Annotated in this window: 14 protein-coding genes and 2 tRNA genes; 6 read left to right on the plus strand and 10 right to left on the minus strand. The window is 58.3% G+C overall.

What is annotated here, in order from left to right:
- Positions 1-1,369 (plus strand): ATP-binding protein (locus tag VL197_01820; protein ID HUJ16705.1); only part of this gene is annotated, 1,369 nt, incomplete at its 5' end.
- Positions 1,370-1,437: 68 nt separating this feature from the next.
- Here VL197_01820 and VL197_01825 read toward each other — a convergent pair.
- The 6 genes from VL197_01825 to VL197_01850 all read right to left on the minus strand — a co-directional run bounded on the left by VL197_01825 (position 1,438) and on the right by VL197_01850 (position 8,567).
- Positions 1,438-2,229, minus strand: coding sequence for a hypothetical protein (locus VL197_01825; GenBank protein ID HUJ16706.1), 792 nt, complete (start codon positions 2,227-2,229; stop codon positions 1,438-1,440).
- A 33-nt stretch (positions 2,230-2,262) separates the two neighbouring features.
- On the minus strand, positions 2,263-3,090 hold the full coding sequence (locus VL197_01830) for a hypothetical protein (protein HUJ16707.1): 828 nt from the start codon (positions 3,088-3,090) through the stop codon (positions 2,263-2,265).
- A 91-nt stretch (positions 3,091-3,181) separates the two neighbouring features.
- Positions 3,182-4,111, minus strand: a complete 930-nt coding sequence (locus tag VL197_01835) for a diguanylate cyclase (GenBank protein HUJ16708.1) — start codon at positions 4,109-4,111, stop codon at positions 3,182-3,184.
- Positions 4,112-4,203: 92 nt separating this feature from the next.
- Entirely contained in the window at positions 4,204-4,575 is a 372-nt protein-coding gene (locus tag VL197_01840) for a hypothetical protein (protein HUJ16709.1), read from the minus strand.
- 211 nt (positions 4,576-4,786) lie between these two features.
- Entirely contained in the window at positions 4,787-8,305 is a 3,519-nt protein-coding gene (gene dnaE / locus VL197_01845) for a DNA polymerase III subunit alpha (GenBank protein ID HUJ16710.1), read from the minus strand.
- 186 nt (positions 8,306-8,491) lie between these two features.
- Positions 8,492-8,567, minus strand: a tRNA-Cys gene (locus VL197_01850).
- Between the two features lie 785 nt (positions 8,568-9,352).
- Here VL197_01850 and VL197_01855 point away from each other — a divergent pair.
- On the plus strand, positions 9,353-9,580 hold the full coding sequence (locus VL197_01855; protein HUJ16711.1) for a hypothetical protein: 228 nt from the start codon (positions 9,353-9,355) through the stop codon (positions 9,578-9,580).
- A gap of 183 nt (positions 9,581-9,763) precedes the next feature.
- Here the strand turns inward: VL197_01855 and VL197_01860 are convergent.
- A tRNA-Gly gene (locus tag VL197_01860) sits at positions 9,764-9,839 on the minus strand.
- Positions 9,840-10,236: 397 nt separating this feature from the next.
- Here VL197_01860 and htpX point away from each other — a divergent pair.
- The 4 genes from htpX to VL197_01880 all read left to right on the plus strand — a co-directional run bounded on the left by htpX (position 10,237) and on the right by VL197_01880 (position 13,759).
- On the plus strand, positions 10,237-11,088 hold the full coding sequence (htpX, locus tag VL197_01865; protein ID HUJ16712.1) for a zinc metalloprotease HtpX: 852 nt from the start codon (positions 10,237-10,239) through the stop codon (positions 11,086-11,088).
- Between the two features lie 394 nt (positions 11,089-11,482).
- The gene (locus VL197_01870) at positions 11,483-12,379 is read left to right on the plus strand and encodes a protoglobin domain-containing protein (GenBank protein ID HUJ16713.1); all 897 of its coding nucleotides are present in this window, start codon (positions 11,483-11,485) and stop codon (positions 12,377-12,379) included.
- Positions 12,380-12,456: 77 nt separating this feature from the next.
- Positions 12,457-13,053 carry a CBS domain-containing protein gene (locus tag VL197_01875; GenBank protein HUJ16714.1) on the plus strand — a complete coding sequence of 199 codons (597 nt, stop codon included), beginning with the start codon at positions 12,457-12,459 and terminating at the stop codon, positions 13,051-13,053.
- A 160-nt stretch (positions 13,054-13,213) separates the two neighbouring features.
- Positions 13,214-13,759, plus strand: a complete 546-nt coding sequence (locus VL197_01880; protein ID HUJ16715.1) for an HPP family protein — start codon at positions 13,214-13,216, stop codon at positions 13,757-13,759.
- 98 nt (positions 13,760-13,857) lie between these two features.
- Here the strand turns inward: VL197_01880 and VL197_01885 are convergent, their stop codons facing one another.
- From VL197_01885 to VL197_01895, 3 genes are all read right to left on the minus strand, one after another.
- Positions 13,858-15,321 (minus strand): ammonia-forming cytochrome c nitrite reductase subunit c552, encoded by a 1,464-nt coding sequence (locus VL197_01885; protein ID HUJ16716.1) that lies wholly within the window; start codon positions 15,319-15,321, stop codon positions 13,858-13,860.
- Positions 15,322-15,339: 18 nt separating this feature from the next.
- Positions 15,340-15,792 carry a cytochrome c nitrite reductase small subunit gene (nrfH, locus tag VL197_01890; GenBank protein ID HUJ16717.1) on the minus strand — a complete coding sequence of 151 codons (453 nt, stop codon included), beginning with the start codon at positions 15,790-15,792 and terminating at the stop codon, positions 15,340-15,342.
- A 345-nt stretch (positions 15,793-16,137) separates the two neighbouring features.
- Positions 16,138-16,483, minus strand: a 346-nt coding sequence (locus VL197_01895) for a hypothetical protein (protein ID HUJ16718.1), incomplete at its 5' end; no start/stop codon positions are given.

The following is a 16,483-nucleotide window of genomic DNA, read 5'->3' on the forward strand; positions in this document are numbered from 1 at the left end:
GGGGTTGAACGTCGCCGACGTGATCGCGCCCCAGGACCGCGAGCGGGCCCTGCAGAAAATCCAGGAAAGAATGCGGGGAAGCCGGAACGAACATCAGGAATACATGGCCATCCGGAAGGACGGCACGACCTTCCCTGGTACGGTCCATGCGATACCGATCGTCCGGGACGGCAGACCGGCAGGGCTGCGGGGGATACTGATCGATATCACGGACCGCAAGCGGTTCGAGGCCGAGGTGCTCCGGTCCCAGAAACTGGAGTCCATCGGGGTCATGGCAGGCGGCATCGCGCATGACTTCAACAACATCCTGACGGGCATCCTGGGCAACCTCTCGCTTGCCAAGATACGGCTGGACCGGAGCAATCCGCTTTACCAGCGCATTGACGAGGCCGAGAAAGCGTCCCTCCATGCGAGGGACCTGACACAGCAGCTCCTCACCTTTGCCCGGGGCGGGAGCCCGGTCAAAAAACTGATCGCTCTCGGCCCGCTGATCCGGGATGCCGTCGGCTTCGCGGTCCGGGGGAGCAATGTAAGGGTCGAGTACCGGCTGGACGAAGACCTGAAGCCGGTCGAAGCAGATGCCGGGCAGCTGGCGCAGGTCTTCCATAACCTCGTCATCAACGCATGCCAGGCCATGCCCCGGGGCGGGACGCTCGTCATCGCCGCGCAGAACTGCGGGGCCGGCACGGCAATAACCGCCCCGGCCCTGTCGGGCGACTTCGTGCAGGTCCGGATCGAGGACCAGGGCATCGGCATACCCCCGGAGCACCTATCAAAGATCTTCGATCCCTACTTCACGACGAAGCAGCGGGGGAGCGGGCTGGGCCTCGCCATCGCCTATTCCGTCGTGAAGAGCCACGGCGGACACATCGATGTCGCTTCGATCCTCGGGAGGGGCACGACCTTCACGCTGCATCTTCCCTCAGCGGAGGGGAGAGCCGCTCCGCGGCGCGCGGAGGAAACGGCAATCATCGGAGGAAAGGGAAGGGTCCTGGTGATGGACGACGAAGAGATCGTGCGCGCGGTGGTGATGTCCATGCTCATCGAACTCGGTTATGAAGCCGTGAGCAGCCGGGACGGAAGTGAAACGATCAGGCTGTACCGTGACGCGAAGGCTGCAGGAAGGGGTTTCGATGCGGTCATCATGGACCTGACGATACCGGGCGGGATGGGCGGCAAGGAGGCGGTCCGGGAGCTCCGCGCATTCGATCCGCACGTCAGGGCCATTGTTTCGAGCGGCTATTCCGACGACCCCATTATGGCTGATTATCAATCGTACGGTTTCTCCGGCGTCGTGAAAAAGCCGTACCGCGTTTCGGAATTAAGCGAAACCCTCAGCCGGGCCATGCACAGGACGTCCGATCTCTGAGAACCGCTGATGCGCAGCCCTCATTCAGAACGGGATTGTATCAGCGTCGCGGAAGACCTGCCCCGCCGTCATTTCCCCGATTTTTTTGCGTGTTCGTGATTGAAGATATGGTCCTTGCAGTACCCGAGCCCGCCGCATTCCGGGCAGTACCTGAACTCCATCTGGGGGTCCGAGAGGTCGGTCTTGCCGCAGGCTGCGCACGTGTGGAATGGCTCCCGGCCGGTCGTGTACTGTTTCGACTGGAAGACCATCTTCCGGTTCCCCGCCTTCATCCGCCAGAGAATGTCCCTGCCGAAGAACAAAAGAAAATTGCTGATCGACGCGAGCACGAGCAGGCGCGTGTGCCACGAGCCGGTGATCATCTCGTAGGCATAGCCGAGCCATGTGAGGAGGGCCAGCCATTTGATCTTCACGGGGAGGATGAAGAAGAGGTAGAGCTGGAAATCGGGGTACAGGTAGGCAAAGGCCAGAAACACCGAACCGGCGATGAAGATGTTCGTCGCGGCAAAATAGGGAAAGAGAAAAGTCACGGCCACGGTGACCGCGTACCCGACGAGCAGGAACACATTATACCGGAAGGCACCCCAGCGGCCTTCGAGGGCGTTTCCCATGAGATAGAACAGGTACCACGCGAAGAACGCGAAGATCGGACTGGTGGCCGGCGGAATGAACACGAAGGTGATCAGGCGCCACCACTCTCCCGCAAGGACGCGGTCGGGGATCAGGAGAACCCGTTCCAGGATGAACCGGCCCGATAGGGCGAAGACAAAGAACAGCACCTGGCCGAGAATGATGTAGAGCGTCACGTTCGGAATTGCGTACCGCCGCAGTTTTCTATCCAGTCTGTCGAGAAGACTCATGCCATACTCCCGAAATGTTCCGCGGTGTGCCGGTCAAGGGATGAAAGCTGCCCCGTTTATCATGGTGAGGCCGCCCGCGGCATCGAACTCCGCATTCAGCCGCTCCCCGGACTCGAGCTCGCAGGAGATGACGCCGTCCTGCTCAAGGGGGGAAAGCCCCTTCAGCCGGAGATAGGAAAGAAGCGTACCGCGGTGGTTGAGGTCGTACCGTGAAGAGACGTCCGCAAGACGCTGTACGAGCCTTGCCCGGTCGAAGGACGGCTGTGAATCGATTGCCCGGTCGAACAGCAGGAGATGCACGGCGCCGCCTTCGTAAGCATCGCGGAAGGAGCAGCTTGCCTTGCACACCTGTGCCGAGATCATCGCGATGGCGCTGCCATCAATGCGGACGAGGTCGATCGAAGGCGTCGTGAACTCGGCCAGACCCTGGCTCATACCCCACTGCCTCAGCTGCAGCGATGCGTCAAGCAGTCCCTCGGGGATCTCGGTCTGCTCCTCGGCCCATGCCCAGAGCCATGTGAGCGTATTGTCCGATTCCGTGCCGATGACCTGCATCGGGAACTCGAACTCATTGATACGGATCGTTCCCGCATCGAGGTTGAGCTCGTACTGGTGGTCTCCGACGAGCGAGAGCAGCCTGTCCCGCTTTTCGAGCGAGAGCAGAGCCCATTGTTCCAGGTAGTGTTGAAATGTAATCAGTGGAGCCCCCTTCGGGGGGAGCCGGAGGCTCCCCTTAATAAGGCGACCTCTCTCCCGCGCCAGGCGGGCATGAGTGCACGGCGCGGATTTCGGTGCATTCCACCCCGGCGGGAGCCGGGGCATGCCAGGTCGCGGGATGGCCAGAAGCGGTACTATACCCATATTCGGCTTATTTTGCAAGGCCGGTGTCCCGCATGTCCACGGGAAGGGAATGCGTGAAGGGAGTGTCAGGCGGCATCACGCGGAGGGCAGGTCAAAGCATGACGACGCGGTTCCGGCCCTGTTTCTTCGCTTCATACATGGCAAGGTCCGCCGCGTGGAGCAGTTTTTCCTGTGAATCAAGGGAAGGGTCCGGCAAACCCGCAAGGCCGATGCTGACCGTGATCTGTCTGTCGTCGAAGCCGGTGAACGCATGCTGCGATACTGCCATGAGGATCCGGTCGGCTGCAAGCTTGGCATTCGCCTTCGGCGTGTTCGGGCTCAGGACAACGAACTCTTCGCCGCCCCAGCGGGCGGGCGTGTCGACCTCGCGGATGCTGGCCTGGATGAGCTGGGCGACCTCTTTGAGCACCACGTCACCGCTCTGATGACCGCGCTCGTCATTCACCTTCTTGAAGTGGTCGATGTCGATCATCATGCAGCTCAAGGGGTTCCGGTACCGGAGGGCGCGCTTGAACTCGTTCGCGAGCAGGTATTCGAAGCGCCGCCGGTTGAACAGCGTGGTCAAGGAGTCCATGACCGCGAGGGTTTCCACGCGCGTCAGCATGTCCTCGAGCTGCCGGTTCTTCTGCAGCAGCTCGTCCTGCTGGGTCTTTGTTCTGAGCCGAACATAGATGCGGGCATTCAGCTCTGACTCATCGAAGGGTTTGGGGAGGTAGTCATCGGCACCGGCCTCGAGTCCCGCGACCCGGTCGTGCACGGAGTCCTTTGCGGTGAGCATGATGATCGGGATGTTTTTCGTATTCTGGTCCAGCTTCAACCAGCGGCAGACATCGTTTCCGTCGATATCCGGCAGGATACGGTCAAGGAGGATGAGATCCACGGCGCCGGTCTTGGCGGTCTTGAATGCAGACATGCCGTCTTCCGCACAGAATACGAGGTAGCCGTTCTTCTCCAGGTACTCCTTGATGATCGATGCCTGCATCTTGTTGTCTTCTACGAGGAGAATATTCGCTTTCGCCACGGGCACTCCTTCAACCGGAATTGCAAATTATGTCATAAAGCCTTCTGCATGGCAAGAATAATTTGGCGGGTTTTTGCGTACGGAGCGCAACCTCAGCCGTATTGATGACCCCTGATGCTCCAATGCAGGAACTGGTGGATCTCGTCCGCCGCGGATTTTGCACTTGACCGGACGGACTCGTCCCGGTCCTCGAGCGCGGCCTCGATGACCGGCAGGACACCCGCTGCGTCGAGCTTCCGGAAGCGCCTGGCCAGATGGCCGAGGCTGACGAGCGCATTGCCGCGGACCCGGCTGTCCCCGCTGGAGCAGAGCTGGATACAGACGGCCTGGGTAAGGCTGAAGTCAAGGTCGGAAAGGGCGAGCGTGAGGGATACGAACTGGAGTTCCTCGGGGTCGTTCCGCTGGAGCGCGTGGTGCACATCCTTTGCGGTGACGGTTTGGAGGTCCTGGAATTTGTTTGCCATAGGGAAACATCCCGCAAAGGACTGCCGCTGGATGGATACTACTCCCGTGAATGTCCGGTGTCAAGGTTCGGACAGGCGGGCGAGCGGGAAGGAGCGTTCCCGGGTGTCATCTTGAGGTAAGGGTTCATGTGTTTCAGGGGACGCGTCTTATGCGGGACCCGTCATCGCGCAGGGGGAAACCGGATCGGACCTGCTCTCCGGCAGACGTGAATCAGCCGAGGGATACGACGCCCGCACCGAGCACGGCCTCGATCTCGCTGATGAGCTGTGCGGTGGGGTTCACACGGATCTCCCTGTCCACGGAGATCAGGGAGTCGGGGCGCGTCGGGTTCCGAAGGCGGAGATAGACCGGAATGGAGCCCTTGTATCTGAGCAGGATATCCTTGACCCGGGAAAGGTCCTCCGGGGTCAGGCCCGTGGCGTTGAACATGATGTCCATGCGCGTCGTGCCCCGCTTTTTGACCTCGGCGAGCAGATGGAGCCGGGTCGCCTTGATCTTGTTGCCCTGTTCGCTCTTGTCGAGCTGGCCCGCGATCAGGAGCGGCGTATCGGTCAGGAGCAGGTGGTGGGACGTCTTGTAGAGATCGGGGAAGACGACGACCTCGACGGTCCCGGAAAGGTCCTCGAGGTTCAGGATGGCCATCTTCTCCTGGCTCCTCTTCGTGACCTTGATCTTCATGCCCGCGATGACGCCGCAGATGGTCAATTCCTTGCCGTCCGTCGCCGCGTCGAGCGTCTCCGTCGTCGCCGTGGCGTAGCGCGCCATGTCCGTCTGGTACGCGGCGAGGGGGTGGCCGGACAGGTAGAACCCGATGCTCTCTTTCTCATGGGCAAGGAGCTGTCCCTCGTTCCATTCCGGAACGTCGGGCAGCGAGGCTTCCTTATGCGACCCCAGGGAGTCAAAGATGCTGAACTGTCCGATGGCTTCCTGCTCCTGGTGCTTGCTTCCCTGGTCGATGATCATGCCCAGGCCTTCCATCATCTGTGCCCGCCGGGCGCCGTTCCCGTCGAAGGCGCCGCACTTGATCAGCGCCTCGATCACGCGCCGGTTCACGCGGCGCTGGTCCACCTTCTTGCAGAAGTCGATGATCGACGTGAACGCTTCCTTTGACTCCCGCGCCTCGATGATGGCCTCGATGGCCGAGAGCCCCACGTTCTTGACCGCCGCCAGTCCGAACCGGATCGATCCGATGGTGCTGCCCGGCTCCACGGCCTCGCGGTCGTGCGCATCGACCACGGTGAAGTCCCACATGCTCGTGTTCACGTCCGGCTGCAGGATATCGATGCCCATCTGGCGCGCCTCGTGGATGTACTTTACCACCTTGTCCGTGTCCTGGACTTCGCTCGTGAGCAGGGCCGCCATGTATTCGACGGGGTAGTGGGCCTTCAAATAGGCCGTCTGGTACGAGATCAGGGCGTAGGCGGCGCTGTGCGACTTGTTGAACCCGTACTCCGCGAACTTGGCCATGAGGTCGAAGATCTTTTCGGCCTTTTTCAGGTCGATGCCCTCTTTTTTCGCCCCGTCGAGGAAAGGCACCTTCTCCTTGGCCATGACCTCGGGGTCCTTCTTTCCCATGGCCCGCCGGAGCAGGTCCGCGCCGCCCAGGGAATAGCCCGCCAGGGTCCGGGCGATCTGCATCACCTGCTCCTGGTAAACGATGACGCCGTAGGTGTCCTTTAGAATGGGTTCGAGCGCCGGCAGCTCATAGGTGATCTTCGTGGCGCCCTTCTTGCGCTTGATGAAGTCATCCACCATGCCGCTCTGGAGCGGCCCCGGGCGGTACAGGGCGACCAGCGCGATAAGGTCCTCGAAGCACTGCGGCTTCATTTTGACCACGATGTCCCGCATGCCCGAGGATTCGAGCTGAAAGATACCGGCCGTCTCGCCCCGCGACAGCAGGTCATAGGTCTTCTGGTCGTTCAGGGGAATGCGGGAGATCGAGAACCGCTCCGAGTCCGCCAGGGGCGCCGTCGCGAGACGGTCGTTGACGGTCTTGACGGCCTTGTCGATGACGGTCAGCGTGCGGAGTCCGAGGAAGTCGAACTTCACGAGCCCGATCTTCTCGACGCCCTTCATATCGAACTGGGTCGTGATCTCGTCCTTCGGCGTCTTGAAGAGGGGCACGTATTCCGTGAGCGGCTCCTCGGAAATGACCACGCCGGCCGCGTGCTTTGACGCGTGGCGCACCTGGCCTTCGAGGCTGCGCGCGATCTCGATCAGCTCCGCCATGCGGGAGTCCTTCATGAGTTCCTTGAACCGGGGCTCCTGCTTGATGGCATCTTCCAGCGTGATGTTCAGCGTGTTCGGCACGAGCTTGGCGACCTTGTCGACCTCGGAATAGGGGATGTCGAGCACCCGCCCTACGTCACGTATCACGCCCTTGGCCATCATCGTGCCGTAGGTGATGATCTGGGTCACGTGGTCCTGCCCGTACTTCTCGGTCACGTACTTCAATACCTCGTCGCGCCGGTCCATGCAGAAGTCCACGTCGATGTCGGGCATGCTGATGCGCTCGGGGTTCAGGAAGCGCTCGAACAGGAGGTTGTAAGGCAGGGGATCGAGGTCCGTGATCCTGAGGCTGTAAGCGACGAGGCTTCCGGCGGCCGAACCGCGGCCGGGGCCCACGGGAATGCCGTGTTCCTTGGCGTAGCGGATGAAGTCCCAGACGATCAGGAAGTATCCGGCAAAGCCCATCTTTTCAAGCATGGCGATCTCGGACTCGAGCCGCGAACGGTAGACCCCGGGATCGAAGCTGCCCGGGCCGCGCACGGCCTCGATCTCCCGGAACCGATCCTCCAGTCCTTTGCGGGCCAGCTCCGCCATGAAGGATTCCCTGGTGTAGCCGTCCGGGACCGGAAAGTGGGGCAGATGGTACTTGCCGAGTTCGAGCTGGATATTACAGCGTTCGGCGATCGCTATCGTGTTCGAGATGGCCTCCGGAACATGGGCGAAGGATCTTTTCATTTCCTCCGGTGTCTTCACGTAGAAGGTCTCCGAAGAGAACCGCATGCGATTCGCGTCCTTTACGGTCTTCCCGGTCTGGATGCAGAGCAGGGCGTCGTGGGACTTGTGGTCCTCCCTGTTCAGGTAGTGGCAGTCATTGGTGGCCACGAGCGGGATGCCCGTGTCCTTCGAGAGTCTGATCAGTTCCCGGTTCGCCTGCTCCTGTTCCGGGATGCCGTTGTCCTGCAGCTCGAAGTAGAAATTCCCCATGCCCAGGATGTCCTGGTACTCGAGGGCCGCCTTCTTCGCGTCCTCATACCGGCCCTGCAGGAGCAGCCTGGGCACTTCACCCGAGAGACAGGCCGACATGCCGATCAGACCCTGACTGTGCTGCCGAAGGATCTCCTTGTCGATGCGGGGCTTGTAATAGAAGCCTTCGAGATAGGCGGCCGTAACCAGCTTGACAAGATTCTTGTATCCCTGCCGGTCCCGGGACAGGAGGATCAGGTGGTAAAAGCTTTCGTCGTGCTGGCTCGCAGTGCCCGTCTTCTCGAAGCGCGAACCGGGGGCCACGTACATCTCGCACCCGATGATGGGCTTGATGCCGGCCTTCGTGGCCTTGAGGTAGAAATCGAGCGCGCCGAACAGGTTGCCGTGGTCCGTCACGGCGATGGCCGGCATCTTGAGGTCAACAGCTTTCTTGATGAGGGCGTCGAGCGCGTTCGCTCCGTCGAGCAGGCTGTATTCGGTGTGGAGGTGCAGGTGGACGAAGTCGGAGTGGTGCATAGCTTAAAACCAATAAACGCAAGAAGAGAAGTGTAACCACGGATAAACACAGATGAACACGGATAATTACGGCAACAGATCAGATCAAATCAGGACAAACAGGAAAAAGCCGAGTCAAAAAAACGGGGATCAATTCTTCCCGCACCTCGTGCCATGGCGGTTGCTGTTTTCGGTTGAGCGTGAAAATGGAGGCGGCGATCGGATTTGAACCGATGAATGAAGGTTTTGCAGACCTCTGCCTTAGCCACTTGGCTACGCCGCCGCTGTCGTACAAGAAGTCCTGAATAGTGAGCTGGGAGTAGGGAGCGGGATGACAAGGACGTGAGCCGGAAGTTACGAAACGTATTAGGTTAACTCCGTACCCCGAACTCGGTACTCTCTGTGCGGACACACGATCCGGACAGCGCCGTATGTCTGCCTGAAACAGAGTGAATATTAGTGGAAAAAGGGGGGGATGTCAAGTTCAAAAACTGCTAACAACGCCCCTATCCTTTTGCTCTCTTAAGGAAAATATCGGAAGCCGGATCATTCATAAGCGGCAAATAAACCTCAAATCCTCTTATCAACTGGAATGAGATCCGTCTGCATCGCGAATGAGTTGCCTGCAGCGACAGTACCCCTGCATTCCCGGCGAACTTATGCATATCGTAAGAAATGTGTATCCAAAATATTCTATGGATAGGGACTGCCTGTTGAAACCGCACTCCGCGGAGCTGATTCAGGGAGGACCGCAAATTTTGTGGGACTTTTAATATTACTGTAACATGTTGGTGTCAGGATATGGTTCAGAAGGAGGTGAATGTGCACGAACATCGGTTGACTGCAATAAAAAATCCTTTGGATCACTCTGCTGCGTGACGGTCATGAGAAAAGTACGTTATTCTCTGCTTTAAGTATGATCGTTGCCGCCGATCATTGTCGCAAGAAAACTTATTGTTGCACGGACAATTATTTTCAAGGTGACCTGTTCCCAGCGAAAAAGGGTTTGTCCGGTACCTGATATACTATATTGCTGCCAACGGCAGCCCAGTGCAAAGAGGAGGGAAAATGCAGAACCAGATGGCACCCGGAGCGACCCGGGAAATCTACGACAAAAATAATGAGCAGCACGTCCACGCAATTGACGGACTGGTATATGAGCTCGGGATTCCCGCGGAAGAAGTCAATCGATCCTATCGGGAGATCCTAGACGAGCTGAAAAAGGATGTCAAAGTGAAGGCATTCCTGCCTTTCGTGGTGTGCCAGGGAGTAAAAGAACGGTTGCAGCAAAAGTAAAGTTCAATCTATCATTTGCATATTTTATCTCTTGATCCTTTAACAATAATGCCTATCGATTATTCTCACATAAAAGAACATATGCGAGAACCGCCAGAACGAAATGTATTGCACAATCACTGGCGCTGAAATAGAAAAGGAGTTAACCGGTGTCGGTTAACTCCTTATTTTCTATGCCTTGAATGGAGCGGGTGGCGGGATTCGAACCCGTGACCCCAACCTTGGCAAGGTTGTGCTCTACCAGCTGAGCTACACCCGCATTCTGTATATCTTTCCGATGCTTGGAACGACCAACTATAACAAAGTGGTCCATCCTTGTCAACAGAAAAGTAGCCGCTGGATCAGCAACAGGGGACCGGAGGGAGTCCGGGAACCAGGGAACTATTGCGCAGCAGGGCCCTTTCCAACGCACGGTCGGCGAGTCGCTGCAGGATTTTGAGTAATCTTTGACTCATCATGATTAAGCTGGCTCGCAAGGGTGAGAGGGAGAAGTTGGATAATCACGGAGAGTGATTAATCCCTGCTACCTTCCGGTTAAATTTCGTTTCAGGCGCGCCTTTTCTCCCCGGTCCCTTGACGGAGGACCTTTACTGTGGTAATTTGTAGTGTTGATTCAAATATTCTGTATCACGATTAGGGAGGATGATTCTACGCCTATGAACACGGTAAAAACAGTCGGTTTGATGACGTTTCTCATGGTTCTGTTTGTTGCCATCGGCGGGGCCTTGGGGGGAAGAAGCGGAATGGTCATGGCCGTCATGTTCGCCGCAGTCATGAACGTCGGCATGTACTGGTTCAGTGACAAGCTCGTGCTCAGAATGTACCGCGCCCAGCCTGTCACCGAGGGGCAGGCGCCCGAACTGTACTCCATCGTTCGCACCCTCGTTCAGAAGGCCGGGATGCCGATGCCGAAGGTCTATATCATTCCCGAGGAGGCGCCGAACGCGTTTGCGACGGGCAGGAACCCGGATCATGCGGTCGTGGCCGTCACGCAGGGGATCATGCGGATCCTCTCCCGCGAGGAGCTCTCCGGAGTCATCGCGCATGAACTGGCCCATATCAAGCACCGCGACATGCTGACCGGCACCATCGTGGCGACCGTTGCCGGGGCCATCAGCATGCTTGCCCAGATGGCGCAATGGTCCATGATCTTTGGCGGAGGCAGGCGCGACGACGACGAGGGCGGGAGCCCAATTGTGGCGATCGTCATGATGATCGTGGCGCCGATCGCGGCCATGCTGGTCCAGATGGCCATATCGCGGACCCGGGAGTATGATGCGGACAAGGGCGGGGCTGGTATCGCAGGCAACCCTCACGGACTCTCCAACGCTCTTCTGAAGCTTGAGCGGGGAAACCAGGTCGTTCCCATGGAGGACGCCAGGCCCGCCACGGCCCACATGTTCATCGTGAACCCGCTCCACGGCGGCGGCCTGATGAACCTCTTCAGCACCCATCCGCCCATCGCTGAGCGCGTTAAGCGGCTGGAAGAGATGGCCAGGGGCAGATAAAAAGGATCCTGATGTCGAGAAAGGGCTTAAGATGATCTTAAGCCCTTTTTTATTGCTCCGGCGGGGATATCGAAAAGACACGACGCCGGGTGCAGGACTGCGTTTCCCCTCGAAGCCGTTCGTTCCGGATGATCTTCCGCCCCACGTGCAGGACATCCTTCAGTAACGGTCGTTTTCCCCGCTACAGCCGGTCAGTCGTCAACCAACATCATTTCGATCTTGTGGTCATCATGGCCGGCTTTCAGATTTCGTTCAGATGGACCGTCTTCCCGCCTTTGCAGTTGAAGAAAAGGCCGCATGCTATCCCTCGCTTCCCTGTGTGAAAAACTTCTGATATAATCGAAATGCACGGTTCGCATGCGGCCGTAAATCCATGTTCGCGGGGTGGACAGCCATGAGGACATTCAAGGAGATCAAGCACGACTACCGGTTCACGGAGGAGGACGAACAGCGGCTGGCCGGCCTGCGACAGCTCATGGCAGAGCACACCGATGAGGTCATGAACACGCTCAACGACTGGATCATGGGGACCAGGGGCGCTGCCCAGTATTTCACGGAGGAATCTCGGAAGAAGCACGTCTTCGATTCTCAACGGGTCTGGTTCCACGATCTCTTTTCAGGCGTCTACGACAGCAGGTATTATGAAAAGCTCATTCGCATCGGCGCCGCCCATGTCAGGCACAAGGTGGATGCCCATTACATGAACCGGGCCGTCAACCTGGTGAAGAACGCCTGCATCGGCATCCTGCAAAAACAGGATGAAGACAAAAAGACGATCACGGACAAGATCATCTCTCTCGGCAAGATCCTGGACATCAGCCTTGACGTCATCACGACGTCCTATATCGAGGAAGAGATCAGGGCCTACTCGCCGGTATACAAGGTCAAGAGCGGTCTGATCTCCTTCTCGGAGCGGTTCTCCCAGACCACGAATCTCCTGCTGGTGCTGGCGCTCATCGGCCTGACGCTGGGCGTGGTCTGGCTTTTCGCCCAGGACGTCATGCATCTGCTTAGCGGGGACGTGGAGCGCGGCATCATCTCGGCGCTGGGCTCCATGCTGCTGCTCTGGCTCATGATCGAGCTCATGAACACCGAGATCGCCCATCTCAAGGGAGGCAAGTTCCATATCAGCGTGTTCGTCGGGGTCGCCCTCGTGACCATGATCCGGGAGACCATGATCGCCACGCTGAAGCACGAAAAGCCCGAGTCCATCTATTACCTGATCGCGGCAATCCTGGTCATCGGGTTCGTGTTCTGGATCGTGACCAAGGCCGAAGAGCGGCAGAAATAGCTTGCGTGCCGGCAGTATGATGCCCGTCATATCCGGCCTTCCGCTTCTTCTGGTACTCTTATCGTGCGAGGAAACCCATGGAAAACAGGCCGCCAGACTGCAATCTTTCTGAAGAAGACCTTCGCGAAGCCATCAGGGAAATGAAGACCTACGTCGATGTGACGGAAGAAGACCTGAAGAAGATCTTCGAGATAGCGCTTCGTCATGCCCAGGAGCGGGCTGCGCTGCATATGCCCGTGCGCGACGTGATGACGAAGCGGGTGGTCACCATCTCGCGCACTGCCGATATTCACGAAGCGGCCCGGCTTCTTTCCGAGAACCGCGTGAGCGGCATGCCTGTCGTGGACGATCGGAACGTGGTCATCGGCGTCATCAGCGAGGCGGACATCCTTATGCTGGCCGGACTGCACGAAGGCCATACGTTCCGGGACATCCTGCACCGCATCATGGGGGAGCCGGTTCCGGCGCGGAAAGCGGGGAACACAGTGGGACAGGTCATGAGCTTCCCGCCGATCACGAGCAAGGCCGACGACGACGTGAGCGAGGTGGCGAAGCTGCTGGACGAGCGGAGGATAAAACGGCTGCCCGTGGTAGATGATGAGGGCAGGCTGATCGGGATCATTTCGCGGGCCGACATTGTCCGGGCCATCGGGAAGATGGAATCAAGAGGGTGATGAATCCCGCGACTTGCAATCCCCCGGCTCCTGCCGGTGGGGCCTCCACTTCGCAGATCGGCGTTCGGAGTCACAGGTCGATGCAACTGTACGGGAAGAGAAAAAGGGTCATGAGTAAAGGCGCCGCCGCGGGCTTAAGCCTGCGATGCTGGTGAAGCCCATGACCGTCACGGATTACCTCTCAAAGATGAAAGGCGGCGCCAAGAGTCCGCCGGGAGTCGGCGGCGGGGAACTGCTCTGGTCATGGCTGGGCGCCGTGATCGGCATCGGGGCCTGCGGTTATTTGTCCGCGACCTACCTGGAGCCCCGGGACCTGACCCTGCTGATCGGATCCTTCGGCGCTTCGGCAGTACTGGTCTACGGTGCCGTGAAGAGCCCCCTGGCACAGCCGAGGAACCTGGTCGGCGGCCATATCGTATCGGCGCTGATCGGGGTCGCCTGTTACCGGATGTTCGGCGGCACGATCTGGCTTGCGGCTTCGATGGCGGTGTCGATCGCCATCGTCAGCATGCTCATGACCAGGACGCTGCATCCGCCCGGCGGCGCGACCGCCCTGATCGCCGTCATTGGCGGCCAGAAGATCCACAACCTCGGCTTTGCCTATGCGTTCCTGCCTGCGGGCGCAGGCGCCCTGATCCTGCTCGTCGTCGCCTTGCTCGTGAACAACCTCTCGAAGAACAGGAAATATCCCGAATACTGGTTTTAGCAAGGCAGACAGGAAGCAGGACATCCCTTCTCGTGCAAAAAAAAGGGGACGGCCTAGGCCGTCCCCGGTAACGTCTTCACCCAACCCGTATCAATTCCTTACATCCTGTCCTGTGTCCCAAAGGGGTCCTTGAACTCCATCTTTTTCTGGAAGGCAAGCTTCTTCTGGCCACGCCCGTTGACATATTTATCCAGTTCGAGGTCCACCTTGATTGGCGTGTCTACACCCGCCTTTGACAGGGCCTGCCGCAGCAACCCCTCGGCTTTTTCCGCAAAGGCAACGGCATCGCCGAGGTTCCGCTGAGCTTCCGTGGGGTTGTGGAATCCGACCGAATTTTCGGCTCCGATGAACACGACGCGGTAGAAGGCCTCCTCATAGTAATCCTTGGCCTTGTTATAGAGGGCCTTGTCGATGTTCTTGCCTGATGCCTGCACCGTGTTGACCTTCTCGAACAGTTTGGCGACAACGGAGGTGGAATAGCCGGCGCGCATCATGAGCGAGACGGTCCTGTCCTGAATCGCGATCACCTGGTTCCGCAGCCATTCAACGGTCTCGGTATGGCACTGCATGCAGGCTTTCATGTCGTTCTTGAGGGGGCTCGTGATCCGGTGGTCCGAGACTTTCGATGATCCTACCCTGGTATAGGGCATATGACAATCCGCACAGGCAGCGCCCGCCTTCCAGTGCACGCTGTTGTTCGAGAAGAGCTCGAATTCCGGATGCCGGATGAAGGCCAGCTTGAACCCCGTGACGCTCTGCTTCCACTCCCCGTACGAGGGATCGCTCCGGAGCTTCTTGATGACATTCTCAACGGAAATATTGCCCATCGTGCTTCCCTGCCAGGGGAAAAAGAGCCCCGTGGAATGCATGTCCGCGTCCTTAGGGATCGAATAGGTGACGTGGCACTGGGCGCAGACGATGCTTCTCATCTCCTGCCGCGATAGCTTCTGCGTATCGACCCCCATGGCCGTCAGGGCCTTGGTCAGCGTGAATTCCCGGGAGATCCTGAGCGACATGTCCTTGTTGTCGTGGCAGTCGATGCAGGCGACACCCAGCTTCTTATGCTGGTCGGGGATCATGGCATGGACTTCCTTGTAGGGCTTGCTGTAGTAGTCCTTGCCCATTTCCTTTTCCATCTTCGGTGCATAGGGGGTCTTGCAGGTGAGACAAACGCCGCCCGCCTTCACCCTGCCCTGGTCCACGTCGAGCTGGTCCATCACCATGTAGAAATGCCCCCGGGGCTCGTTGTACTCGGCGCCGAAGCCCCATCCGTTGAACAGGAGCGCCATGTAGGGGTACTCCGAAAGCTTGTCGTAGGTGATCCGGTCGGCGTCGAAGCCGCGCTTGTACTTGCTCTTTCCGGCAGCCGAAGGCTCACTGGTCTTCTTCCACAGCTCGTAGTTGACGGGGTACGCCTTGCCCCAGTCTGCAGGCTCGTAATCGTTGTCGACGATCATCACGGGCCGGACCATTTCGGCCTTTTGCGGCGAACAGCTCAGGATGATGACGGCTGAAATGCCTGCGATGAACAGGAACAATGCAATGATCTTTGCGTTCTTCATGACCGGTCTCCTTTTGGATTAAATGGTTTGCATCGCGCCGCTCCGGGTGTGCATGATCCTCCGGTGGCATTCCCAGCATTTTCGCTCTTGGTTGATGCGCGTCACGGTCTGCTCGTGACACCTGATGCAGTTCGCCTGCACCACCTTTTCTCCATGAGCGGTAAGCTCGATGTGCTCCGGCACGGCGCCTGAATAAAAGAGCGCAACGTCTTTCATGCCGTCGATGGCCTTCCAGACATAGTGGATGCCGGCATTGTCATTCGGCAGGTGGCAGTCGACGCAGGCCTTCCTCCGGTGCGCGCCGGTGTGTGACCAGGCGTCGTATTCGGCTTCCATGACGTGGCATCCTGAGCAGAAGGCGGGCTGGTCGGACTTGGCAAGGAGCTTGGGCGGACCGAGCAGGAGAAAGACCAGCAGAATGAACACGCCGGCGCCTCCCATCACCAGGTATAACAGGGTCTTTCTTGACATGTGCAGGGTCAATTGAATCACCTCCCGTATCAGAATAAAAGCATGCTACGGAATAATCAGGGAGACAATAAACAATAAAATGCACATTCTGAACAGAAAAAAACGCTCAAATCACCGGTGGATAGTGGTCTCGTCGATGCTGATGGGTACACTCTCGGGATGGAAACTGACGTTGGTTATATATTAGCACAGATTGAAAGGCATTACGGCACAGGGAAGAATGGATGAGTCTGTTGCAGGAGATCGAATATGCTGATGTTCGCTACTGGCTTGAGAAGGCGGCTTCGTTACTGGCAAAACCCGCGAAGCGCGTTTTCTATCCTGGATACCCGCTTTCTAGACGCTCTAAGCCGTTGTCGGCGATACCCGTAATTTCACGAGCGCCAGCTTGAGCCGGTCATACACGGCGCGGCCTGCCAGAGGAAGGGCCATTCCCGCGATGAAGTACACCAGCCACCAGCTGCCGGATGACGCAAGGTGGGGATGCTGGCCTGTCATGTAGGACGGCAGGTCATAGAACCTTACCTGCAGGTAATTGACGGCCCGGAAGGCGAGAAAATGCAGGGCCAGAATGGTGATGGTATTTCTTCCGGCATAGACGAAAAAATTCTTTAACAATGATCCTGCCACAACGGCCTTCGCAATATACAGGTTCAGATAGATCCCGCACAAAGAGCAGGCAAGGTAAAAA

This window comes from Nitrospirota bacterium (assembly GCA_035516965.1).
GTDB lineage: Bacteria > Nitrospirota > UBA9217 > UBA9217 > UBA9217 > MHEA01.